The sequence below is a fragment of the Rubripirellula amarantea genome, assembly GCF_007859865.1.
GTDB classification, from domain to species: Bacteria; Planctomycetota; Planctomycetia; order Pirellulales; family Pirellulaceae; genus Rubripirellula; species Rubripirellula amarantea.
In genome coordinates this window covers 346665-368999 of record NZ_SJPI01000002.1, presented here as the reverse complement: position 1 = coordinate 368999, position 22335 = coordinate 346665, and the positions used below count along the sequence as shown (strand labels likewise).

At 55.2% G+C, this 22335-nt stretch carries 16 protein-coding genes; 11 read left to right on the top strand and 5 right to left on the bottom strand.

Annotated features, from left to right (window positions below):
• The first annotated feature begins 940 nt into the window (after positions 1 to 940).
• Positions 941 to 3784, top strand: a complete 2844-nt coding sequence (locus Pla22_RS14870) for an ELWxxDGT repeat protein (protein WP_146515629.1) — start codon at positions 941 to 943, stop codon at positions 3782 to 3784.
• 101 nt (positions 3785 to 3885) lie between these two features.
• On the opposite strand, the gene glgX is transcribed toward Pla22_RS14870, so the two are convergent.
• Positions 3886 to 5964: a glycogen debranching protein GlgX gene (gene glgX / locus Pla22_RS14865; RefSeq protein WP_146515628.1), complete on the bottom strand. Its 2079-nt coding sequence runs from the start codon at positions 5962 to 5964 to the stop codon at positions 3886 to 3888.
• 829 nt (positions 5965 to 6793) lie between these two features.
• Here glgX and Pla22_RS14860 point away from each other — a divergent pair.
• Complete coding sequence (locus tag Pla22_RS14860) at positions 6794 to 7414, top strand: hypothetical protein (protein WP_242632077.1); 621 nt, start codon at positions 6794 to 6796, stop codon at positions 7412 to 7414.
• A gap of 104 nt (positions 7415 to 7518) precedes the next feature.
• Complete coding sequence (locus Pla22_RS14855) at positions 7519 to 8490, top strand: serine O-acetyltransferase (protein ID WP_146515627.1); 972 nt, start codon at positions 7519 to 7521, stop codon at positions 8488 to 8490.
• Positions 8491 to 8514: 24 nt separating this feature from the next.
• Here the strand turns inward: Pla22_RS14855 and eno are convergent, their stop codons facing one another.
• Positions 8515 to 9798 (bottom strand): phosphopyruvate hydratase, encoded by a 1284-nt coding sequence (eno, locus tag Pla22_RS14850; protein ID WP_146515626.1) that lies wholly within the window; start codon positions 9796 to 9798, stop codon positions 8515 to 8517.
• 143 nt (positions 9799 to 9941) lie between these two features.
• Here eno and Pla22_RS14845 point away from each other — a divergent pair, with 143 nt between their 5' ends.
• The 3 genes from Pla22_RS14845 (at position 9942) to Pla22_RS14835 (ending at position 12262) form a co-directional block, all read left to right on the top strand.
• Positions 9942 to 10532 carry a riboflavin synthase gene (locus tag Pla22_RS14845; protein WP_146515625.1) on the top strand — a complete coding sequence of 197 codons (591 nt, stop codon included), beginning with the start codon at positions 9942 to 9944 and terminating at the stop codon, positions 10530 to 10532.
• Between the two features lie 157 nt (positions 10533 to 10689).
• A complete protein-coding gene (gene rsmA / locus Pla22_RS14840; protein ID WP_242632076.1) occupies positions 10690 to 11592 on the top strand; it encodes a 16S rRNA (adenine(1518)-N(6)/adenine(1519)-N(6))-dimethyltransferase RsmA in 903 nt (300 codons plus the stop codon).
• Positions 11593 to 11668: 76 nt separating this feature from the next.
• On the top strand, positions 11669 to 12262 hold the full coding sequence (locus Pla22_RS14835; protein ID WP_146515624.1) for a hypothetical protein: 594 nt from the start codon (positions 11669 to 11671) through the stop codon (positions 12260 to 12262).
• 56 nt (positions 12263 to 12318) lie between these two features.
• Here Pla22_RS14835 and Pla22_RS14830 read toward each other — a convergent pair whose 3' ends face one another.
• Complete coding sequence (locus tag Pla22_RS14830; protein WP_146515623.1) at positions 12319 to 13365, bottom strand: DinB family protein; 1047 nt, start codon at positions 13363 to 13365, stop codon at positions 12319 to 12321.
• Positions 13366 to 13443: 78 nt separating this feature from the next.
• On the opposite strand from Pla22_RS14830, the gene queA reads away from it, so the two are divergent.
• The 3 genes from queA to Pla22_RS14815 all read left to right on the top strand — a co-directional run bounded on the left by queA (position 13444) and on the right by Pla22_RS14815 (position 16935).
• Entirely contained in the window at positions 13444 to 14529 is a 1086-nt protein-coding gene (gene queA / locus Pla22_RS14825; protein WP_146515622.1) for a tRNA preQ1(34) S-adenosylmethionine ribosyltransferase-isomerase QueA, read from the top strand.
• A 472-nt stretch (positions 14530 to 15001) separates the two neighbouring features.
• Positions 15002 to 15778, top strand: coding sequence for an outer membrane lipoprotein-sorting protein (locus tag Pla22_RS14820; RefSeq protein WP_146515621.1), 777 nt, complete (start codon positions 15002 to 15004; stop codon positions 15776 to 15778).
• 218 nt (positions 15779 to 15996) lie between these two features.
• Positions 15997 to 16935: a potassium channel family protein gene (locus tag Pla22_RS14815; RefSeq protein ID WP_146515620.1), complete on the top strand. Its 939-nt coding sequence runs from the start codon at positions 15997 to 15999 to the stop codon at positions 16933 to 16935.
• Positions 16936 to 16959: 24 nt separating this feature from the next.
• Here Pla22_RS14815 and Pla22_RS14810 read toward each other — a convergent pair whose 3' ends face one another.
• Complete coding sequence (locus Pla22_RS14810) at positions 16960 to 17805, bottom strand: class I SAM-dependent methyltransferase (protein WP_242632075.1); 846 nt, start codon at positions 17803 to 17805, stop codon at positions 16960 to 16962.
• Positions 17806 to 18113: 308 nt separating this feature from the next.
• On the opposite strand from Pla22_RS14810, the gene Pla22_RS14805 reads away from it, so the two are divergent.
• Positions 18114 to 19430, top strand: coding sequence for a hypothetical protein (locus Pla22_RS14805; RefSeq protein WP_146515619.1), 1317 nt, complete (start codon positions 18114 to 18116; stop codon positions 19428 to 19430).
• Positions 19431 to 19875: 445 nt separating this feature from the next.
• Here Pla22_RS14805 and Pla22_RS14800 read toward each other — a convergent pair whose 3' ends face one another.
• Positions 19876 to 20754, bottom strand: coding sequence for a class II aldolase/adducin family protein (locus Pla22_RS14800; RefSeq protein ID WP_146515618.1), 879 nt, complete (start codon positions 20752 to 20754; stop codon positions 19876 to 19878).
• 203 nt (positions 20755 to 20957) lie between these two features.
• On the opposite strand from Pla22_RS14800, the gene Pla22_RS14795 reads away from it, so the two are divergent.
• The gene (locus Pla22_RS14795; protein ID WP_146515617.1) at positions 20958 to 22226 is read left to right on the top strand and encodes a DUF1559 domain-containing protein; all 1269 of its coding nucleotides are present in this window, start codon (positions 20958 to 20960) and stop codon (positions 22224 to 22226) included.
• Positions 22227 to 22335: the final 109 nt, after the last annotated feature.

Sequence of the window (22335 nt, the reverse complement as noted above, 5' to 3'; positions counted from 1 at the left end):
GCATTTGATGCCGAAGTTCCAGGAGATATCCAATCGTTCTTCCAATTGGCAGGACTCGAAATCAACCAACGTCGTTAAGTTCCGGTCAAGCGTGTTCATCACAGCATCGAATTGCAAGGATGGAAACTAACTGTGGAAAGCTGAGGGCACCGAAGACGACACGTCACAAGACTCCCAGAATCGCTTCATGCTCTAATGCTTCGCGAAGACAGGTTGGATTCTAGTCCAGATCGTGGCTCGCCAATCATCGAGCGAACAACTTGGCGAAGCCCAATTCCCACGATGTCTCTATCACCGCCAATTTCTAAGCCAACGCACTGAAGATCGACTCAGTGATGGGAACCAGTAAGGCCAAATCACCGTCCACAGATTTTCCGTTGCGTCGATGCGAAATGCCGTGCACAACATTATTGCACCAGAGACGAGCGAGACCAAAATATTGGTGCAAAACCGACGAGTAGATTGTGTGCCAGTGACAACATTGAAGGCAACACAGGTTCACGTATTCAACACAATTTTCGCTCAGGTATGTCTAGGAGAAAGCGGCATAGGTGTCAGCGTTACTCAACAAGATCTGGCAAACCTATCGTTAGAAGGCAACGAATTTGATTTGCTAGCAAGATTAGAAGGTAGCCTGGCACATGCCGGTTCGCTGGCGGCTTTATCCTGGAAAGGAGAGTCGTAATTTACATTTGACGTCATTAAACTACGGATGACCCCTTCACCTTTACATCCGCTAACAATTTGCTATTCAACGCTATCACGTTGATCACCAATGCCAAGCTCCTACCATCGACGTATCCCAATACACAAGTCGCGAGCATCGCTGAGTATTGAGTTTCTTGAACAGCGCCGAATGTTAGCCGCAAACTTCAATCTGCTGGGCGACGTCAATTAGGAACCAACAGGAATAGACGTCAATATAAGCAGAATAACCGAAGTGGGATCGACGGCATTTTTCACTGCCAACCTAGGAGAAAGCGGTAGTGAACTCTGGAAGTCAGACGGGACCGAAGCTGGCACGACCCTGGTTCGAGATATTCGCGTCGGCCGCGATAGTTCCCGCGTTGGAAGCCTAACCAACGTCGGCGGCATGTTGTACTTCACTGCTAATGACGGAACTACTGGACCTGAACTTTGGACTAGCGATGGAACCGCTGCTGGCACCACCTTGGTCACCGACATTTTCTCTGGAATCTGGAGTTCTCGCCCCTCTTACCTGACCAACGTCGGAGGCACGCTGTACTTCCGTGCCGATGACCGCATCAACGGAAGCGAACTGTGGACCAGCGATGGAACCGCTGCCGGAACCACCTTTGTCAGCGACATTCGCGTCGGAAGAGGCGGTTCAAATTCCAGGTATCTGACCAACGTCGGGGGCACACTGTACTTCACTGCCAATGACGGAACCAACGGGTACGAACTTTGGACCAGCGATGGCACCGCTGCCGGAACCACCCTGGTCAGCGATATCAACGCTGGTAGCGCCGACTCTTCTCCCTCGTATCTGACAAACGTCGGGGGCGTGCTGTATTTTCGGGCCAAAGACAACGATTTTGGGAACGGCCTGTGGCGAGTCGACCAGAGCGATCAGACCGCCGAACGGATTTCGGATCTCAGCAATGACTCTCCCCAAGTAGACTCGGTCTTTGGCGACGGCGAAATGTTATTCGTGGTGGGTATCACCGATGAGTTCGGAACCGAGCTGTACTTCCCCACCGAATCCGATGACGACGACCAGATTGTCGAATCGATCCCGCTTGCAGAGGGCACAGTCTCTGGCGAACTCGAAACCCTGCTTGGTGGGGAAACGGACGTCGACATGTACAGCTTCAGCGGCTCGGCAGGCGAGGTCTTTGACATCGATGTTGATCGACCGTCCGGTGAGCTCGATTCGGCGCTGAGGATTTTCGATGCGGCCGGGACACAAGTTGCCTTCAGTGACAACGACGTCGGTTTGGGTCCAGAGTTCAGTAGTCTTGAGGCTTACCTACGTTTCACCGCGCCTTCGACGGGAACTTATTACGTTGCCGTCACACGTTCGTCCAACCTGACTTTCAACGCCAATGACGGCAGCGGGGATCAGATCCAAGACGCATCGACGGATGAAGCGTACGACTTGGTCTTTGAGAGGCTCGGACTCACCGCAGTGGATGATACTGCCCTGACTCCCGAAAATACTGCCACCGTGATTTCGGTATCGGCCAACGATTTTCCGAATGGCCACACGGTCTTGGTGGGCTTCGAAGATGGAACCGATGGGACGGTGACCGACAACGGAAACGGCACGTTGACGTACACGCCCGATTCCGGTTTTATCCGAATCGATACGTTCGATTACTCGATCGCACTGGCGTCGGCGGAACTGGTCAGCAGCCGACCCAGTAACGGTGATCGGATCGGCTACTCCGTCGACATCGACGGTGACTACGCCATCTTGGGCGCTTATCTGGATGATCGCAGCCGAGCCACCGACGCTGGGTCAACGTTCCTTTACCGCCGCATCGGTGCAACGGGTTGGCAACAAATTGACCAACTCGTTGGCGACTCAGACCCCCGAACACATTTCGGCTGGAGTGTCGCCATCGATGGCGACACCGTCGTCGTTGGTGCTCAACAAGACGAGGACAACGGTTTCCAAGCTGGCGCAATCTACGTTTATGACTTCGACGTAACTGGCGCTACATTCCAAGCCAAACTCACCGGTAGCGACACCATCAAACGTGACAAGTTCGGTCGCTCGGTTGATATCTCGGGTGACACCATCGTGGTCGGTGCCAGCACCGCTGATCCAGTCGGTTCGGCCTCCGGTGCAGCTTATGTGTTCAACCGTGATGGTCTTGGCGTTTGGACGCAAGCCAAGAAGCTAACTGGCAGCACGCAGGGTGCCGGTGACCGCTTTGGGCAATCGGTTTCGATTTCTGGCGACATGGTTGCCGTGGGCGCGTTCCGGCACGATGGCACGGGCAATGACAGCGGGGCAGTTTATCTCTTTGAACGCAATCAACTTGGCACCGAGAACTGGGGTGAAATCAAGGCCATCACGGCTTCCGATGCGGCGGCGGGCGACCAGTTCGGATACAGCGTCAGCGTTGACGGCACCACCGTCGCCGTGGGCGCACCACTCGATGACACCGGATCGTCCAACCAGCTTGGCTCGGTGTACGTGCTTTCGCAAAACGAAGGCGGCAGTAACAACTGGGGCCAAGTCGCCAAGCTACTTGCCGACGACGGTGTCGCCGGTGATCGCTTGGGAACGTCGGTCGCGTTCGATGGCAACCGCCTTGTCGCGGGTTCACCTCAAGCCGATGGCGGTGGGAACGCATCGGGTCGTGCTTACTTGTTCGAAAAGACTGGCGGCGTCTGGGACCAAACACGAGTCCTGGTCAATGACGAAGTCACCACCGCCGACCAGTACGGCATTGCCGTCGGACTCAGTGGCGACGTTGCCGTGATTGGATCGTGGCTCGACAATCGCCCGGCGAATAATTCCGGTGGAGCCTACGTGTTCGACTTGCAAACCGACACCGCGACCGTGACCGTCACAGTTGCTTCGGCACCGCCCGAGTTACCGCTGCGTCAACACCGCTCTGACATGCTCAGTCTTTCTTCCGAAGCGGCCGAGCCGATAGTGCTCGCCCAACGTCAACGTCAACCGCTTACGGCTGTGCAGTTCCATGCTCGCGATCGAGTCTTCGCGGCGAGCTTGAATGCAGCGGATGATGAAGAGCTCGAAAGCTACCTCATCGACATCGCCACCCAACGTTTGCATGCGAGCTTTTGATCTGTTCGACGAATGGGAAACCGTTCGCTGCAAGTTCAAAAGCGTCGGCTGCCTGTGCCATAGGGCGGGCAGCCGACGCCGTCATTGGTTCAAGCTTGAAACTACTCGCCCACGTACACCTTCATCGAATGGCAGGGCATTTCGATGTGGCGGCCGTCTTTGGGCATGGGGCCATCGATGTCAGGGAAAATGTCGTTGGGCGAGTCGGCTGCGGTGTCAAGGAATAGGTTCCATTGAGCTCCGCGTCCAATTTCTGGCAGCAAGAATTCTCGGTCTTGGCCAGTACTGTTGAACATCAACACCAAGTCTCGTCCTAATCCTTCGATGTCATCCTGCCGTGCCGGTGCCGCGATGTAGGCGACCATGGCGAGGTCTTGTTGCCCCCAATCTAGTGGCGTACCAGCAGCCGAGTACCAGGAGACATCGGGAACGTTGCGACCATCCACAGGCTGGCCCGTCAGGTAAGTCTTGCGACGCACGGTCGGCTGAGCAAGACGAAACTTAATCAACGATTGCACAAAGCGGTGCATGTCCGCGTTCTTGTTGACCAATCGCCAATCGAAGTAATTCAGCTCATTATCTTGGCAATAAGCATTGTTGTTACCCTTTTGAGTGCGTTGAATTTCGTCGCCGCTGACCATCATCGGCACGCCCTGCGACAGCATCAACGTGCTCATCATGTTCTTGATCTGACGCGTGCGGATTGTGTTGATGCCCTTCTTTCGAGTTGGGCCTTCCGCACCGTAGTTGTCACTGATGTTGTGGTTGTCGCCATCGCGATTGTCTTCGCCATTGGCGAGGTTATGTTTTTCCTTGTAGGAAACCAAGTCATTCATCGTAAAGCCGTCGTGCGACGTCACGAAGTTGATGCTGCAGAACGGAGGACGCCCATCGTGCTCGTACAAGTCGCTTGATCCGGCCAACCGAGTCGCCAGGGCACCGAGTGTGCCACCGTCGCCTCGCCAGAAGCCACGCACGTCGTCGCGAAAACGTCCGTTCCATTCGGCCCAGCGATGGTTACCGAACGAACCGACTTGGTAAGCACCCGCGGCGTCCCATGCTTCGGCAATAATCTTCGTATCAGCCAGCAATGGGTCTTCAGCGATCAGTTCCACCATCGGTGGATTCGGTACCAGGTTGCCCTTGCGGTCGCGACTGAGAATGCTGGCCAAATCGAAACGGAATCCATCGATGTGGTAGTTGTGAACCCAGTGGCGAAGGCAATGGAAAATCATCTCGCGAACGACGGGGTGGTTGCCGTTGACGGTGTTTCCACAACCAGAATAGTTGCAGTAATGCTTGCCTTCGGAAAGGATGTAATAGACTTGGTTTTCGAGGCCCTTGAACGATAGCGTTGGGCCTTGTTCGTTGCCTTCGCACGTGTGATTGAAAACGACGTCGAGGATGACTTCGATGCCCGCGGCGTGAAGTGCCTTGACCATTTGCTTGAACTCAACCACTTGAGCCCCAGGCGTTTTGTCGTGAGCGTATCCGCGGTGAGGCGAGAAGAACGCCATCGAATCGTAACCCCAATAGTTGGGCGTCGCGATCTTGTTGCCATAGATGTCGTTGATCGGAAATTCGTTGATCGGCATCAACTCAACCGCCGTAATGCCAAGCGACTTCAAGTATGGAATCTTGTCGATCACACCAAGGTACGATCCGCCCGTTTTCAGTTTAGCGGTGCGTGACTTGGTGAATCCTTTGACGTGCATTTCATAGATCACCGTTTCGCTCATGTCGTGGCGAAGATGGCGATCGCCTTCCCAGTCGAACTTGTCATCGATGACGACGCACTTCGGTGGGCGGATGACTCCGTCGGTGGACTTTTGGAATTCACCGGCAAGCGCTTGAGCGTAGGGGTCGATCAGGCGAGCGGTCGAATCGAATCGCTGACCATTATCGGGATCCCAAGGACCACTGGCTTGAAAATGATACAGTTGGCCTGCGTCGAGGTTAGGAACCGTCAAGCTCCAAACGTCGCCCCAACGATCTTTATCTCGGTCGAAGTCGATGACTTCAGCCGGTTCGCGGTCGCTGACCTTGTTGTACAGCAGCAATCGCATGGCCGTCGCCGAGCGAGAGAATACCGAGAATTGAACGCCGGTGTCCTGAAGCGTAGCGCCGAAGGGTGGCGAGTAAGCGAATTGCAAAGAAGGGCACGGTTGACGCATAAGCATAAGGCTGGAATCTCCGTAAATATTGGTCTCGTGCAGAACCAGTTTCGGCGTGCTTGCCGGAAACGGGATGGTGGTGCACGTTTGGGGTCGAACTCGTAGTGTCGATCAAGCTGACAATCGAACCCTACCACGGCCCCATGACCGCGCCGGAAACATCGCTGCAGCAGCCAGCAAAATTACTTGCTGGGCAACCAAGACGACGTTTGGCGATGCTTTGACGAAGACTCCTCGCAATCTCGTTGGCGAACTTAATGGGCTAAGGAAACAACTCACGCTGAGAGAACTTTTGACGGTTGACGTGAGCGTTGACCGTTTCTTTATCTCCCAAATGAACTGTCGCAGGATAGCCGATTTGCAAGTGGATAAGGACACCGACAGAACTATGCCGGTTTGCGGACCATAAACAGACGTTGAACGGAACGATTGCACAGTACTTTGGTAGCGAAAATCTGCGGTTGCTTTGTCTGGCTGCGTTTTGTTGCACCGAATGGAGGGCGTCACACGACTGTGCAGCGACGCACCACAGCTTCTGGCTTAGACCGAATGCGGCTGATCCTCATCCTGAGCCTTCCGTATCCTGAGCCTTCCGTATCCTGAGCGTTCCGTATCCTGAGTCTTCCTTCGGTGATCGCCGATGACCGGGCACAGTGCCGATGCGGTCGTGGTGCAATTTTTGGGTCGTCGCATCCATTACCGCCGCCCCCAAATGGGAAGCTAGGCAATTTGAGGATTCTTTACTGCCAGGGTTTCGTTCAGCTTGGTGCGGTTAAGCGGATTGTCTGTTTTCACGTGAGGGTGGCTGCCGAACAAAACCTCAAGCGGACCGTGAATGAATCACGATTCGCCTAGAAACATACAACCGGTGTGCCGAGATATTGGCACGACGCTCGACAAGGATTCGGCGATGCAACGTTGGCAAAATCAAAAATGGTTCGGATTAGGAATCTTGGCATTGGCCGTGATCGTGTCGAGCGGATGTGCTAGCACCCGCGGCAGCAATTCATGCTCAACTGGAGCGTGCGGCAGCGATTACCCGATGGGTGACTGCGACTGTGCTTCGTGCGAAAGCGGTTCCTCAGGAATCCTGACCAAAGCACGATGCCAGGCCAAGAATCGTCGCGCCATGAACGGTTGCCAAAGCTGTGGCAACGGAATTCTCGGTCGCCTGGGCGGACTTGCTGGTGTTCAGTGCAAGGGCGGAAACTGCGGATGTGGCAGTTGCGGTTGTGGCGGCACTGGCTGTGTTGCTGGTCCCCTGGGTTGGCAACAGGGCGGACTGGACTACAGTTCGCACTTGAACCCTGGGTTGCTTGGCCACCACGCCGGCCAACAACTCAATAACCGTCCGTTCACCCCCGGACCACCGTCCGCTCAAGTTGCTTACCCGTACTATACCGTGCGTGGTCCTCGCGACTTCTTGATGGCAGACCCACCGACGATTGGCCGATAGTCGCCTCCTCGGCTACAATGAGATCACACGACGTGACCAGCAGGGCGAGCCTTGCTGGTCATTTTTTTTAACTCCGATGCAGTTTCTCACGAGCAGCTCCCATCATGGCATCCGATTTTCGACTCAAAGAACAGCTTCCACGTTTGACGGAAGCTATCGTTGCCACATACACGCCTGAAGATTCAATCAACCATCTCGGGCATTGCGCCTTGCCCAGCTACACCGGCGTGGTGGAGATCCTGAACAATTTGAAGGACATCCTGTACCCGGGATACCGTCGCAAAGTCGGACTTCATTCGGGCAACATCCACTACCACGTGGGCGGCTTGGTCGATTCACTGCACGATCAGCTAACCACCGAGATCGCTCGAGCGCTTCGCCACGAACAACGCGTGCATCACAATCATACCGATTGCGAAAGTGACATCGACTTTGAAGCCAAGGGGCAAGCGATGGCCATCGAACTGCTCAAGCGGATTCCCGATCTTCGCAAGACGCTCAACACCGACGTCCAAGCCGCCTACGAAGGCGACCCTGCGGTTCACACGACCGACGAAATTGTGTTTTGCTACCCCGGCTTCGAGGCAACGACGGTTTACCGGATCGCTCATGAGTTGGTCGAACTGGACGTACCGTTCATCCCTCGCATGATGACCGAGTGGGCTCACAAAGAAACCGGCATCGACATTCACCCCGGCGCAACGATCGGTGATTACTTCTTCATCGACCACGGAACAGGTGTGGTGATCGGTGAGACGTGCGAGATTGGCGAGCACGTCAAGCTTTACCAAGGGGTGACGCTCGGTGCACTCAGCTTTCCGACTGACTCGGATGGTCAATTGATTCGCGGTCAAAAGCGGCACCCGACGATCGAAGATCGCGTGGTGGTCTATGCCAACGCGACGATTCTGGGTGGGCGAACGGTCGTGGGGCACGACAGTGTGATCGGTTCGAGTGTTTGGATCACACGGTCGGTGTCACCTCGAACAACCGTGGTGCTCGAGAAGCCTCAATTGAAAGTTCGCGGTGCGGCCGAAGAGAGCTTCGCCGACACCGACCTGAACTTTCAAATCTAAATACGTATCCGGTGTAAACCGGAACTACTTAAGCTTCGCTGCGAAAACAGGTCCGCCGTACTGGGCGGTATCGCCCAACATTTCTTCGATGCGAAGCAATTGATTGTACTTCGCCATGCGGTCACTTCGACTGGCCGAGCCCGTCTTGATCTGGCCGGTCGAAAGAGCAACCGCCAAGTCAGCGATGGTCGAATCTTCGGTTTCACCACTGCGGTGGCTCGAGATCGAAGTGTAGTTGTTGCGATGAGCCAATTGAATCGCGTCGATCGTTTCGGTCATGGTTCCGATTTGGTTGACCTTGATCAAGATGCTGTTTGCGATTCCTTCGTCGATGCCGCGTTGCAGACGCTCGACGTTGGTGACGAACAAGTCATCGCCAACCAGTTGAACCTTGTCGCCGATCTTGTCGGTCAACTTTTTCCAGGTGTCCCAGTCATCTTCGTCGCATCCGTCTTCGATGCTGCAGATCGGGTACTTGCTGCACCAATCCGCCAAGAAGTCGACCATTTCATCGCCGGAAAGTTCGTTGCCGTCGATCTTGTACTTGCCCTTCGAACGATCGTAGAACTCAGTCGACGCCGCATCGAGTGCGATCCAAACTTGTTCGCCAGCTTTGTAGCCAGCCTTGTCGATGGCGGTCATGATCACGTCGAGAGCTTCTTGATTGCTCTTCAAGTCAGGTGCAAACCCACCTTCGTCGCCAACCGCGGTGTTGTAACCCTTCTCGGATAGAACCTTCTTAAGGTTGTGGAAGATTTCGGTGCCACAGCGAAGTGCGTCACTGAATCGTTCGAAGCCAAGCGGCATGACCATGAACTCTTGCACGTCGACATTGTTGTCCGCGTGCTCGCCACCGTTGATGATGTTCATCATGGGAGCCGGCAACATGCGAGCACCAGCACCACCGAGATAACGGAACAAAGGTTGGCCGGTGCAGTTGGCCGCTGCGTGTGCGGTGGCAAGCGAAACACCGAGAATCGCGTTGGCACCTAGGTTCTTCTTGTTCGCGGAACCGTCAAGGTCGCACATTGCCTTGTCGATACCGGCTTGGTCGGTCGCGTCCATGCCCTGCAAAGCGTCAGCGATCTTCTCGTTGACGTTGTTGACCGCAGTGGTGACGCCCTTGCCCATGAAGACACTCTTGTCGCCATCGCGAAGTTCCCATGCTTCGTGAGCACCGGTACTGGCACCACTAGGAACAGCGGCGCGTCCGTAGGATCCGTCCGTCAACAGAACTTCGCACTCAACAGTAGGATTACCGCGGCTATCGAGAATTTGGCGTGCGTGGATGGATTCGATCAGCGTCATGAGTGCCTCAAAGAGCGAGGGGGAATGAAATAGAGTGAGCCAGTGGGCGGCATTTTGGTGCAAGTTCGCCATAGTGGCTAGTGGCCTGCAAAAGCCGTCGTGTTAACATCTGGGCTTTGAACCACTCATTTGGATTGTCCCGCATGTTCACTGGCCTCGTCGAAACGATGGGCACCGTTGTCGAAGTGATCGACCAACCACCCGGCAAACGGTTTCGTGTCTCCGCCGGAATCGTCGCTCAAGGGGCCGCGATCGGCGATAGCATCTGCAACAACGGGTGCTGTCTCACCGTTGTCGCAATCGATGGCGACATCTTGGATTTTGAAGCAGGCGAGGAAACGCTTTCGCGAACCAATTTGGGCGGCTTCGAAAAAGGATCAAGCGTCAATCTGGAACGCTCCCTGCAGTCGGGTGACCGATTAGGTGGACATTACGTGACCGGCCACATCGATGGATTAGGCGAATTGATCGAGCGTCGAGACGACCCGCCATGGGCTCATTTGAGGTTTCGGATGCCCGCTAGTATCGCCAGCCAAGTCGCTTCCAAGGGCAGCATCGCGATCGACGGAATTAGCCTGACGGTGGTCGACGTCGATCAGGACTCGTTCACGGTGGCATTGATTCCGCATACACTCGACGTCACAACGCTGGGTCAATGCCGCGTCGGTGATGCGGTTAATCTAGAATCCGATGTGCTCGCCAAGTACGTCGAACGAAGCCTCTCGATGAGATAACGCATTCAGCAAACTGGTTTCGTTCGTAGTGAGCCCCGCGTACTTAGAACCCGCGTACTCAAACAACGACCGTCCGCGTTGCTGAAGCCGGATTGCCCGAGCCATCATCGCCGACGCAAGTGCCGCCCCTCCTCTTCTCCTTACCCCGATTGATCCTGTGTCTGAACGTCAAACCGCAACCTATCTATCTCAACGTCTCGCCGCGGCCGGTTTGCGTCCGGTGCCTCGGTTTGGCCAGAACTTTTTGATCGATTTGAATTTGGTGGATTTGATCGCTCGATCAGCGGAACTGACCAAGAAAGACGTGGTCCTAGAAATTGGAACGGGCGTCGGTTCACTCACCTCGCGTTTGTCCGATCAGGCGGGTGCCGTGTTGACGGTCGAAATCGACAACAACCTTTTCCAGATGGCCAGCGAAGAACTCGAAGGCCGCATGAACGTGAAAATGATTCACGGCGATGCTTTGCGAAACAAGAACTCTTTGCGTCCTGAAATCATGGAGAATATTCGCGACGCCATGTCTCGCATTGGCGACGACGCTCGATTCTTGCTGGTTGCAAACCTGCCTTATAATGTGGCGACGCCCATCATCAGCAACCTGCTTCACGAAACACCAACGCCCGATGTGATGGTTGCAACGATTCAAAAAGAACTTGGTGAGCGAATGATCGCTCAACCGCGAACGAAGGACTACAGTTCGCTCAGCGTTTGGGTCCAATCGTTGTGTGATGTTGAAATCGTTCGAGTGTTGCCCCCGACCGTGTTCTGGCCTCGCCCAAAGGTTCACTCGGCGATCGTGAAGTTGACCCACGTTCCCGAGCGAAGGTCAAAGTTTGTCGACATCAAGTACTTCCACGAAATGGTGCGAGCGCTGTTCTTTCACCGCCGAAAGTACCTTCGCAGCGTCGTGGTCAGCGCGATGAAAGGACGCATGGAAAAAGCGGAAGTCGACGAAGTGTTGTCGGCGCTGGGACATGGCGAACAGGCTCGTGCCGAGGAGTTGTCGATTGGCGAAATCCAAGATCTGATCGAAGCACTACGGATCGCCGAGGCGAAGTAGAGCTTGCAGACGTCGCGGCATGTTGCGTAAGAACCATAGCAACAGAGGTCCAAACCTGCCGCATGGGAACAAGCTGATGAATGCCGAAAGTCTGCGAGAGTATCTTGCGTTGGTCGGGTCTGCCTTGGCGTTAATATCAACCGCCTATTTCTGGATCGTCCGGGCCAACCGCGAACGGATGTGCTTGGCGGCTCATCCCGTAATGTCGATGGAAGGCTGCGTTCTTTTTAACGAAGACTATGAAACCACAAGACGCGTGAAACCCGGCGATGGCGAAGTGTGCGTGAAATACCTCATGCACCTTGCGGCGATCAACTACAGTTCACTGCCCAATTCAATTCTCGGCATTCGAGTTTGGCTGCGTTTCAATGATGGTGGTTGGAAAGAAATGGACGTTCGGGGTCAGTTGCCCGACCAACGATTGTTTCCCGCCAACGTGGCTCCGTTGTCGACAACTGAACTTCCGCTAGCGCTTGCGACCGCGATCCCGGGAACGCTAAGCGGCGGTTTCGCCGACCGCGCCGCTGCTGCTGGCGATGCGCTGCCCCCCACGGTCGACGTCCGCGTTGAACTCCATACGATCGCAAAGAAGTCTTTCCAATGTCAGTTCGAAGACGATGGCAAAGGCTTAGTGCGATCAGAACACTCGTCCGTCCGTCTGGCGGGTTAGCCCCGCATCGAACTTTGGCTTGAGCCTAGCCAATCTTGTCACCTGACCAGCAACAATCAGTGAGCTTCGGGCCAATCAGCGAGCTCGAACTTTTTGACGACGTTAGCGGTGTGTTCGCCGTAGTGTCGATCCATTTGCTTGAGCAACCGGTCGAGAGTCCAAGAGCTACCAGGGGCTTTTTGGTCGAGCGGAATTCCGTCGAGCAGGTACGCAAAGCGTCGACAGAAATCATTCACCCGTTTGGTTTCAAGCGATTCACGCGCGCCATCCCAATCGGGTTGATGCGGCGTATAGTCGTCTGGCATTTGCTTTGGGTTTCTGTCCATCACAGGGATCGTCGGGTCGATCGCATAATAAATTTGCGAGAAGAACTGCAATTGCCGACCACGCATGTGCTCGCTGTTCCATCGCGGTGTGTGCGTACCATTGGACGGACGAAAATTCATCTGCTCGACCGACAACTTCGCAAACACAGCCTGCGACGCTTCGCATGATTTCGTCATCGCTTGGAACAGATCCTTCAGCTCTTCATCGAGTTGATCGAATCCGTCTGCGTCCGCGAGCGTCACGATTTTCGTTGGCGCGGTGGCTTTGTTGTCAGTCGCACACAACGCCATGGCATTGTGACCAATCGCTTGATGCTCGCGAGTTTCCGCTAGATTGCCGCTGGAACTTGCCACCACGACTTTCGAGGGCATCAGCTTGGCTACCAGGTCGCCGAGCGACGATTCGTCACCTGAGACTAGCGGCATCGAAGCGGCAATGATCACATCCGGATGAACGGACGGTTGCAGATCGGCGGCAATTGATTCGCCGAGGGATTGTTTCGTCACGTACAACACGGACACTCCGTCGGCGATGACTTCGATCGCCGAGGACGCCTTATCAGAAAGCTGGTGAGCATTGATTGCGAAGCCCGGCGGTGTCGGCGAATCGGCTTTGGTTTTCGAGTCAATGCTCAACGCTTCGCCGGTATGCAGTTCAATCTGAAACGTCTGATCATCGATCTTGCGCAGCACCATCGGCTGGCCCTCATCGGCGACGGCAGGACGGACAAGCGCCAACGAGAGTAGAGCGATAAGAAGGAATGTTGTGCGTTGCATCGAATTGGCTTTGGGTTACTGGAAACCGGATCGGGTCCACGTATCGTAGTATGTTTGCCGGCAAGTTACACTTCCGCCATGAGCGAAATCGACCAATACAACTATCACCTGCCCAAAGAGTTAATTGCGCAGGATCCTCTCGCCAATCGCACCGACGCGCGATTGATGGTGATCGATCGAGCGGCACAGACGATCGACCATTATCACGTTCGCGACCTTCCGGAATTGCTCACCCCCGGCGACACGCTGGTGATGAACAATAGTCGCGTCATTCCGGCTCGATTGGCGGGCTACCGTTCGCAAACCAATGGCAAATGGCAAGGGCTGTTTTTGCGAGCAGACGCGAACACCGGGCTGTGGGAAGTTCTAACCAAAACGCGAGGTACGCTGAAAGTCGGCGAGGTCATCACCACGCGAGATCGCGATGCCCGCGACGGCATGTTGTTGACGGTGGTGGCACGGACCGACGACGGCAAATTGATTGTCCAGCCGAGCTTGCCCACGGATTGGCCTAGCGCTGACGAACGAGCCTTCGATACTCCGGTCCAATGGCTAACACGATTCGGACGCATCCCGCTGCCGCCGTACATTCGCGATGGGCAAATGGTGGATTCCGACGTGACGGATTACCAAACCGTCTACGCCAAGGAAGCGGGTTCCGTGGCCGCTCCCACCGCTGGCTTGCACTTCACCCAATCGTTGCTGGAAAAGATCCGAGCTGCTGGTGTCGAGACGGCCGAAGTGACCTTGCATGTTGGCATCGGAACCTTCCGGCCAATTTCCGTTGAAACACTTGATCAACACCAGATGCATAGCGAGTGGGGCAGCGTTGACGAACCAACGTCGGATCAAATCAATACTCGTCGCCATCGTGGTCGAACCATTGCCGTGGGTACCACCAGTGTACGAGTGCTTGAGAGCGCCGCCCGAGCTCGCGGTGGGAAGGTCGGTGAGTGGTCGGGTGATACCGACATCTTCATCCGACCGGGACACGAGTTCCTAGCGATCGACGGATTGATGACCAATTTCCACCTGCCAAAGAGTTCACTGCTTGTGTTGGTTAGTGCTTTGATCAGCCGCGAGTTTGCCATGCGTGCTTATCAGGTCGCAATCGAAAATGAGTATCGTTTCTACAGCTACGGCGATGCGATGTTGATTCTCTAGCAACCGCTCGACTTGCATCGCTGATCGCGGCCTTTCACATTCTTGAAAAGCGACAACATCAAACGCAGACCGCCACTTTCAATCGTGCTGAACTCTGTTGATGGAGTAGCTGATGGAATGAACTCTGCTGATGGAACTCAGCTGATGGAAAACTGGTGCCTGAAACACGGTGCCAGAAATCGGGTGCCTGAAAATTGCCCGCTAGAGTCGACTGGTTCAATCAGGCTCACTTGCAATTTCTTCTCATGGCTTGATTGCTTTGGGGGAAAGACTCCTCGCAATATACGAAACCCGATGTATTTTCGGTTGAATCGACTTCCGGTGCAGGCCTTTAAGCGGGCCGACCGGCGGAGATCACCCCGGAATGGGTGCTCCTCGATCGTGCCTCTTGCGAGCACCAATGTGATCGGTTTGAATACGAACCTCTTCTTTCGCCTTCCTCAGCTAACTCCGAGAGTTTTCGTTTATGTGGATGCCTGCTCAACCCCAGCAATTGCAAGCCTGCTTTGCCGTGCTTGCCGTAACAGCGTCGATCTATGCGTTGCCGGCGCTGTCTGACGAACCGGTTGGTTTTGATGTGGCAAAACGGTGTGTGGAAGCATCGGGTGGTAAAGAGGCGTTCGATGCTGTGAAGTCGATCGTCATGAAGGGGACCATTGTTGTGACCGCCAACAACGCTTCGGACGCCCCTGTCGCAACTGGGACGCTGACGACTTACTTCGCATCGCCCGATCGAGCCAAGGTGGTCGTGGACTTAAAACCATTCGGCAAAACCGAACAGGGCGTTCGCGGCAAGATCGGTTGGGAAAAAGGCCACGCAGGCGTTCGCCGACTTAGTGACACCGAACGAACCCGCATGATCGATTCGATCAGCTTGCGAGAATCGTTCGCTCCGACATCAGTGTTTGCCTCGATCACCAATCGCGGAACAGAGATTATCGAAGGCGAGCCTTGTTATCGAGTCGAAGTGAAGCGTCACGGGCGAACCGACTCGGATCAAATTTTCTACAACATCAAGTCAGGGCTACCCGCACGAACGATGGCGACTCGGTCGATCGTTGGCGGAAGCCAAGTGATTGAATCGACGATCTTAGAATACAAGTCGTTCGAAGGTTTGCAGATCGCTTCTCGCGTTCGACAGATCATGAATGCGATGGGAGTCACTCACGATGTGACGATTGAAACGGTAGAGCTCAATACCGACATCGCCGACTCGGTATTTGACGTTCCTGAATTTCCCAGCAAGTAAACTGTTGCTGAGGGTTCGGGTTGTCATGATTGCGTAGCTTGAATGGTTACGTCATCCGAAGTTTGTCGCATTGCGCGATGTTGATCTCTCATGCCTGAGTCGAAGTGTCACACTTCAACGTAGGGCCGAATTCCTTTCGTTTGCACCCCGGTCGCGTTGCGCGCCCCGGATGTGAAGGAAACGGATTCCGCTCTTCGATTCTCACACACTTGGGTCTCATGAGCACCTCTACCCCTAAGACGATCGAGCATCGCTCGCGGCAAACGCTGCGTCGGGGAGTAACGTTCTTCATGGGGACCTGCGTTGTCGCTACCACCGGTTATGTGATTGCGGGCTGGTCTTGGATCGACGCGATCTACATGGTGGTAATCACGGTGTTCGGCGTGGGTTTTGGCGAGGTTCGCCCCGTCGAGAATCCAGTGCTCAAGCTGTTCACGGTGGGAGTGATCATGGCGGGCTGTTCGTCGCTGATCTACGTGGCCGGTGGCCTAGTTCAAATGCTGACCGAAGGAGAGATTGAAACGATGCTAGGAATTCGACAAAGGTCGCGCGAGATCGATACGCTTCAAGATCACACGATCATCTGCGGGTATGGCCGAGTCGGTCAAATGCTTGCAGCGGAGCTTGGGGCTCATGGCAGCAAGCTCGTCGTGCTGGACAATAACTCCGAGCGAGTTGAAAAAGCGATCAACGACGGCTACTTGGCTGTGGAAGGAAATGCGGTCGATGACGAAACACTACACGACGTTGGTCTGTTTCGCGCTCGAGCGATCGCCAGTGTCTTGCCCGACGACGCCACGAACGTCTTCATCACGCTAACGGCTCGTGACCTGTCCGATTCCATTCGCATCATCGCTCGCGCCGAAAACCCTGCGACCGAGCGCAAGCTTATTCGTGGTGGCGCTTCGCACGTGGTCATGCCCGCCGCGATCGGCGCCATACGCATCGCTCAACTGGCGGTGGCCGATGAGGTCCCGGCCGAGACTTTGCCCGAAAGTCGATTCCGAATCCTTGGCAACCAAGACGCGGTCGGCAACACCGGCGATGCCGACGATGCCATTCAACACGAAGTCGAAGAACTCGCTGCCTTGGCAGCGGACCTGACCCATTCGATGGAAGACCATCGTATCGAAGCGTTCTCGAAAGAACCGCACTGAGTTTTAAGGCATGCGGGCCGGTTGCTAGAAGTTTTGCGGCGTCCACAATCCGGACGTGTTTGCTGAAGCGGCGACTTCTCCGTTTCGTCTTGCCTTGATGCGAACGTACGGCGCGATGTAGCAGGCTCGATCGCCAAACGACCCGTGTTCAGATTTGGGAACCGCGTGCAGTGGTTCGCTTAAGTCTTCAATAACGAATCCGGCATGGCACATACCACCGATGATTTGTTCCCAGCGATGCAAGTATTCGACTGCGCCGGTTTCTCTTAATCGCTTGGAAGCTCGATTGGTCACACGTGGTGCGGGCACCGGTACCGGTTCGGGTGAATCGCGATAGTAAACGTGCTCAATCGCGTAGTGACCTTCGCGATTGCGCTCGAGCGACGATTGCAGACTCGCGGGAGTTTTGTGCTGGGAGACATAAATTCCCCGAGGCGACGTGACCCGCGCCACTTGCTGGTAGACCTTGGTGATCGACGGCACGTAGCAGGTGCTAACCGGTTGAATCACGATGTCGAACTCTCCGACGCCAAACATGCCAAGATCTTCCATCGTTGTTTCAAAAACTCTCAGCGAAAAACCGCGTTCGGCCGCGGCACGTCGATCGAGCTCTAACATCGAACCGCTGATATCAACGACGGTGACATCAGCCCCTGCGGCGGCGTAAAGTGAACTTTGTCGCCCTCCGCCAGCAGCCAAGCAAAGCACTCGCTTGCCAGCGATGGATTTCCCCAACCAACCCGCGCCGTCGACGGTCTTGAGAGGATTGGCCAGTTCGTCGTCGGACGCCACGCGGCACAGTGGATCACCCGCGGCGGCCATTTGGTTGTACACGTCGCGGTTTCGACGGAGGTAATCAGAGGGATTCATGAGCTAAAGACCGACCAAAGAGCAAAGTTTCACGCCGTTTCCCAGCTTTTCCGGCGATAAATGAGCTGAACTTGCCCTGAACCGGGGAACTTTGCAAGCCTTCTAGTCATCCCAACCCCTGAAGGCCAAAGTAGCGCTGCCCGGTGGCAGCCACAGCCGGTCCTGAATCCAGACTATCATGCAGCGACCCTGAATGACCGCGTCTTTCGAGTGGCGGGCTTAGAATGAGGGTGTCGTGATAAGTGGATTGTTTTGGCGGAGAGCTACCAAGCTTGGGTCTGCGTCTCGCCCCTTACGGTTCCTGTTTAATGTCCCTTTCTGATGAACTCGTCGATTCGTTGCTAAGTGGGTATCTCGATGATGCCCTCGAAGATCACGAACGCGCGCAAATCGAAACACTCTTACACGACGATTCCGACCTCATGGCTCGGCTCAACCAAATGCGTCTTATCCAAGACGCCCTCAAACGAGTTGCTTCACAAGATTCCGGTATCAAGCTTGATGCGGGATTCTCGGATCGCGTGATGCAAGCCGCCGTTGCTCGTGCTCGCGAAGTAGGACTGGCTGACGATCATCCGTTGGTCAAAGTATCCGAGCAACCGATGATCTCGCTTTCGCAAGCGCAAGGTTCATCCATTCAACGAATCGCTGCCGTGCTTGTCGGTCTAGCCGCCACGATCGGTTTGGCGATTTTTATCGGGTCACGTACTGAACCAAACGCGTTGCATAACAGCGTTGCGATCGCACCATCGGCACCGGGATCGGCTGCACTCGACCCTTCCGCCCTAACCGTTACACCGGAGCTCCCCTCACCGGACTCGCTTGTCACATCGGAAGACATGGGTCCCCAACGATCGCCTGCGACTGATAGTGCCTTGGCACGGGTGCCCAGCGTGGACAAGGTGGAAACCCCCGATTCGAACAGTGCCGTGGTTCCGCAGATCGAGACTGCAAAGTTAGATCGGCTGGCCGGATCAGCAATGCCGAGCGTATCAGAGCCTGGGATCGCGAACCGCAACTTGGCGACCCCTAACCCAGCAAACACAACGCCAAGGTCGACTTCACCGGTCAACGAGGCTGCCCCATTGGTCGTGATGTCTCGGAGTGAAGCATCCGGAAAGCTCGCCGCCGTATTGGTGCTTGATGTTCGTCAGACGGAAGAAGGTCGTCGTGCGAAGGCTGTTTCTCGAGCACTTCGCGAAGCTGCAATTAGCTCACTCGATAACCAACCCATCACGCAAGCCATTGCCGGAACGGCGACCCAAGCCGTGGGCGTAGGCGTCGATGAAGCGGTTTCTCTGATGTACCTTGAAGCCCCCGCGAAAAGCCTCGATCAGTTCTACATGAACTTGCTGTCGGACCAGGCCGGCATTGATTCGGTCTCGATGACACTTGCCACGAACGCCCCGATCTTGCAAACGATCGAAGGCGCCGAGCTCGATCCGACTGCCATTCATCACTCCGGCAGTGCCGTCGAGTTGGTGAGCCAGGATGGTTCCGTGGAAAACCTAGTTGAGCAACTTGACCAGTTGGACTTCGCTCAACTGAATCGCGAAATGGCGACGATGATGAACGTCAGCAACGGTCCAGATATCACTGCCAAAATCTTGGTCGTGATTCGCTGAATTTGAGAACCCTGGTGGCCCGATGGCGAGGGTTCCAATCGCAGCGATCTGAATCGCTGGGTTTCGAATCATTGGTCCCCGAATCGCAAGGTCACCGAGCGCGGGTCTTCGACCTGGCGAGTCCGATTGGGTGACGTTCCACCAGATGACGTTCCACCGAATGTTGTTCTTAACGAAGTGATTGGCACTGACCCAACGCGCCGGGAGCCTGCCCCTTAGAGCGCAAACTCAGCCCCCATTGCGGGTCAGCCGCCTTCTGAACTGAACATCTGGCAACCCGATCGTTCGATCGGTCGCCGATGGTGAAACCGTTAGTGCCTCGTGAGGGAGTGACAGGACACGAATCTGCAGCCGTTAAAATGCGTCCTCTAAACTTCCTGTCCACCCCATCACGAGGCACTGCTTCGATAGTGAGTCAGTCACGGATAGCGCAACTTCACTCCTTCTATCCCGTTGGTTTGTCGCAGTTCTCCGAAGCTTTCATCTGTCGCACGACTTCCGCGGCGATCTTTCGAATGAACTCTTCATTCTGTGGATCGACGGGTTCGCCGCTTGATTGAGCCGACGATTCCTCGGTGTATTTGAAGACGCGTTGTTCAACGCCAGACACCGCCCATGTTTGTCGAAAAATTGCATGACGGCGTATATCGCAATCTTTCATCGACTCTGAATTGCGTGGATCACTGAATCCCCACGCTTTCTTGGCTTCAAGCAACTCGCGAGTTTCCGCTTCGCTAAGGTACGCCACCCGGCCAAGTTGATTGGCAAGAATCAACATTCGGCAATAGGCATCGAGGATCTCCGTCCACCAATACGCCCGCTCGACTGTTTCGCCGTAGCTGACGGTTCCGTGATTCGCCAAGACGATCACGTTGGTTCGATCGACAAACGGCAGGATTGTGTCGGCGAACTGCTGGCTGCCCGGCGTTTCGTACTTTGTGATGGGCACTTCCCCCAAAAACATTTCGATTTCGGGCAGAACGGCTTGGGGGATGGGTTCGCGAGCGATGCCGAACGCGGTTGCGTGGGGCGGGTGGCAGTGAACGACGCTGTTGATGTCCGATCGCTTTTTGTAGATCTCCAAGTGCAGCAAAGCTTCGGAGGATCGCTTCTTTTCACCAGCGATTTGTTTTCCTGACATATCAATCGTTGCGATATCGTCCGGTTTCATGAACCCTTTGCAGTGCAAGGTTGGTGTACAAAGCACTTCATTGGGCGCCACCCGGACCGAGATGTTGCCATCGTTTCCCGCGGCAAACCGGCGGTCGTAAATGCGTCGCCCGATTTCGCACATTTCTTGTTTAACGGTAAGCCACTGGGACATCAATAAAACCTGTGATTTTGGAAACTACGGTACATCAGACCGCCGCTATGTTCGCCAATTCGGGTGCGCATTCACACCCCTGGCTTTGCGAACCTTGCGGACTAAGTGGGTGAAAGTTACGCTTCCAATGTAGACTCGGATGCATTGGAACCGGTCGGGATGGATAGCCTTGTAAACAGTTGAACAAAGTTTGAAATCTCACCATGAATGTTCGTACTTCTCGTCTCGCTTTTACTCTGATCGAACTCCTCGTCGTGATCGCTATCATCGGCGTCTTGGTAGGCCTGCTGTTGCCCGCGGTGCAAGCGGCTCGTGAGGCTGCGCGGCGAATGAGCTGCAGTAACAATGTCAAACAACTTGGCATTGGGATCCACAACTATCACGCAGCATTCAAACGGCTGCCCACCCATGGCACGGGAACTCGCATCGGAGGGAACGGTAGCCCTGGCATGAGTCCCGCCAATGGAATTCGCGCAAACAATGGCTTGCGTTTGAGTTTTCTTGTCGGGCTGTTGCCTTTCATCGAACAGCAAGGCTTATGGGAAACGATTTCCAAACCCTACGTCACAACGCCGACAGTGACGTTTCAGCCGATGGGTCCGCGTCCCGATCGGACGTTGCTGAACGAGGAAGCTGAACCGTATCAACCGTTCATGACCGAGATTCCTATGCTGCGATGTCCCAGTGATCCAGGAGTCGGATTGCCGGCTCAAGGGCGGACCAACTACGCCGCATGCGTTGGCGATGCGATGCACTACGTCAACCAAGGATTGGTCGAGTGGGACAGTAGTGCGTCGCAATGGAGTGATGCGATGGGCCCAGATGCAACTCGAGAGGCTCGCGTTCGGCAGATGTGCCGAGGCATGTTTGTGAATCGCAAAGTGATGAGGTTTCGTGATTGCCTCGACGGTTTGTCCAACACCATCATGTGTGGCGAGATTGCGACCGATTTGGGCGACTTGGATGTGCGAACGACGGGTAAGGTCGGGCCGAGCGGCACGGCTGCACCGGCGGTGGCCGACAATCCCAAAGCGTGCATTGACGCGAACCTGAATCACCCCGACCGACCGACGTTTTGGCTTGACGACACCAATGTCCATGATGTGGAACGTCGAAGGGGTTACAAATGGGCGAACCACTTCATGAGCCACACCTCGTTTCAAACGATCTTGCCACCCAACAGTGAAATTTGCACGGTGACGACCAACGACAACAGCGCCGGCACCTACTCGGCCAGCAGCCGACATGCTGGTGGTGCCCACGTGTTGATGGGCGACGGCGCGGTCACTTACATCACGGACTCCATCGACGCGGGCGATTCGCGGGGCGTGTCCCTTTATGTCGAGTGGGGAACGGGCAACAACAGCAGCTCGATCAACCCGAAATCAGTTCCCGGAATGGCCAGCGCGTTTGGCCTGTGGGGCGCTCTGGGAACACGAGCCAACGGTGAAGTCATCGACGAGGCACTGTAGCGAGCTCTCCGATACGCGTTGCCGGACAACGTTTCGAGTCCGCCGGTCCGCCCTCAATTCGTAAAGTAACTTGCGTTGGCAACAACTCTCGCATAGCGAACCACTCGCA

Excerpts from the sequence above, each read along its gene's own strand:
- glgX (WP_146515628.1), bottom strand. The coding sequence starts at position 5,964 with ATGCTTATGCGTCAACCGTGCCCTTCTTTGCAATTCGCTTACTCGCCA.
- Pla22_RS14860 (WP_242632077.1), top strand. The coding sequence starts at position 6,794 with ATGAATCACGATTCGCCTAGAAACATACAACCGGTGTGCCGAGATATT.
- Pla22_RS14855 (WP_146515627.1), top strand. The coding sequence starts at position 7,519 with ATGGCATCCGATTTTCGACTCAAAGAACAGCTTCCACGTTTGACGGAA.
- eno (WP_146515626.1), bottom strand. The coding sequence starts at position 9,798 with ATGACGCTGATCGAATCCATCCACGCACGCCAAATTCTCGATAGCCGC.
- Pla22_RS14845 (WP_146515625.1), top strand. The coding sequence starts at position 9,942 with ATGTTCACTGGCCTCGTCGAAACGATGGGCACCGTTGTCGAAGTGATC.
- Pla22_RS14835 (WP_146515624.1), top strand. The coding sequence starts at position 11,669 with ATGAATGCCGAAAGTCTGCGAGAGTATCTTGCGTTGGTCGGGTCTGCC.
- Pla22_RS14830 (WP_146515623.1), bottom strand. The coding sequence starts at position 13,365 with ATGCAACGCACAACATTCCTTCTTATCGCTCTACTCTCGTTGGCGCTT.
- queA (WP_146515622.1), top strand. The coding sequence starts at position 13,444 with ATGAGCGAAATCGACCAATACAACTATCACCTGCCCAAAGAGTTAATT.
- Pla22_RS14820 (WP_146515621.1), top strand. The coding sequence starts at position 15,002 with ATGCCTGCTCAACCCCAGCAATTGCAAGCCTGCTTTGCCGTGCTTGCC.
- Pla22_RS14815 (WP_146515620.1), top strand. The coding sequence starts at position 15,997 with ATGAGCACCTCTACCCCTAAGACGATCGAGCATCGCTCGCGGCAAACG.
- Pla22_RS14810 (WP_242632075.1), bottom strand. The coding sequence starts at position 17,805 with ATGAATCCCTCTGATTACCTCCGTCGAAACCGCGACGTGTACAACCAA.
- Pla22_RS14805 (WP_146515619.1), top strand. The coding sequence starts at position 18,114 with ATGTCCCTTTCTGATGAACTCGTCGATTCGTTGCTAAGTGGGTATCTC.
- Pla22_RS14800 (WP_146515618.1), bottom strand. The coding sequence starts at position 20,754 with ATGTCCCAGTGGCTTACCGTTAAACAAGAAATGTGCGAAATCGGGCGA.
- Pla22_RS14795 (WP_146515617.1), top strand. The coding sequence starts at position 20,958 with ATGAATGTTCGTACTTCTCGTCTCGCTTTTACTCTGATCGAACTCCTC.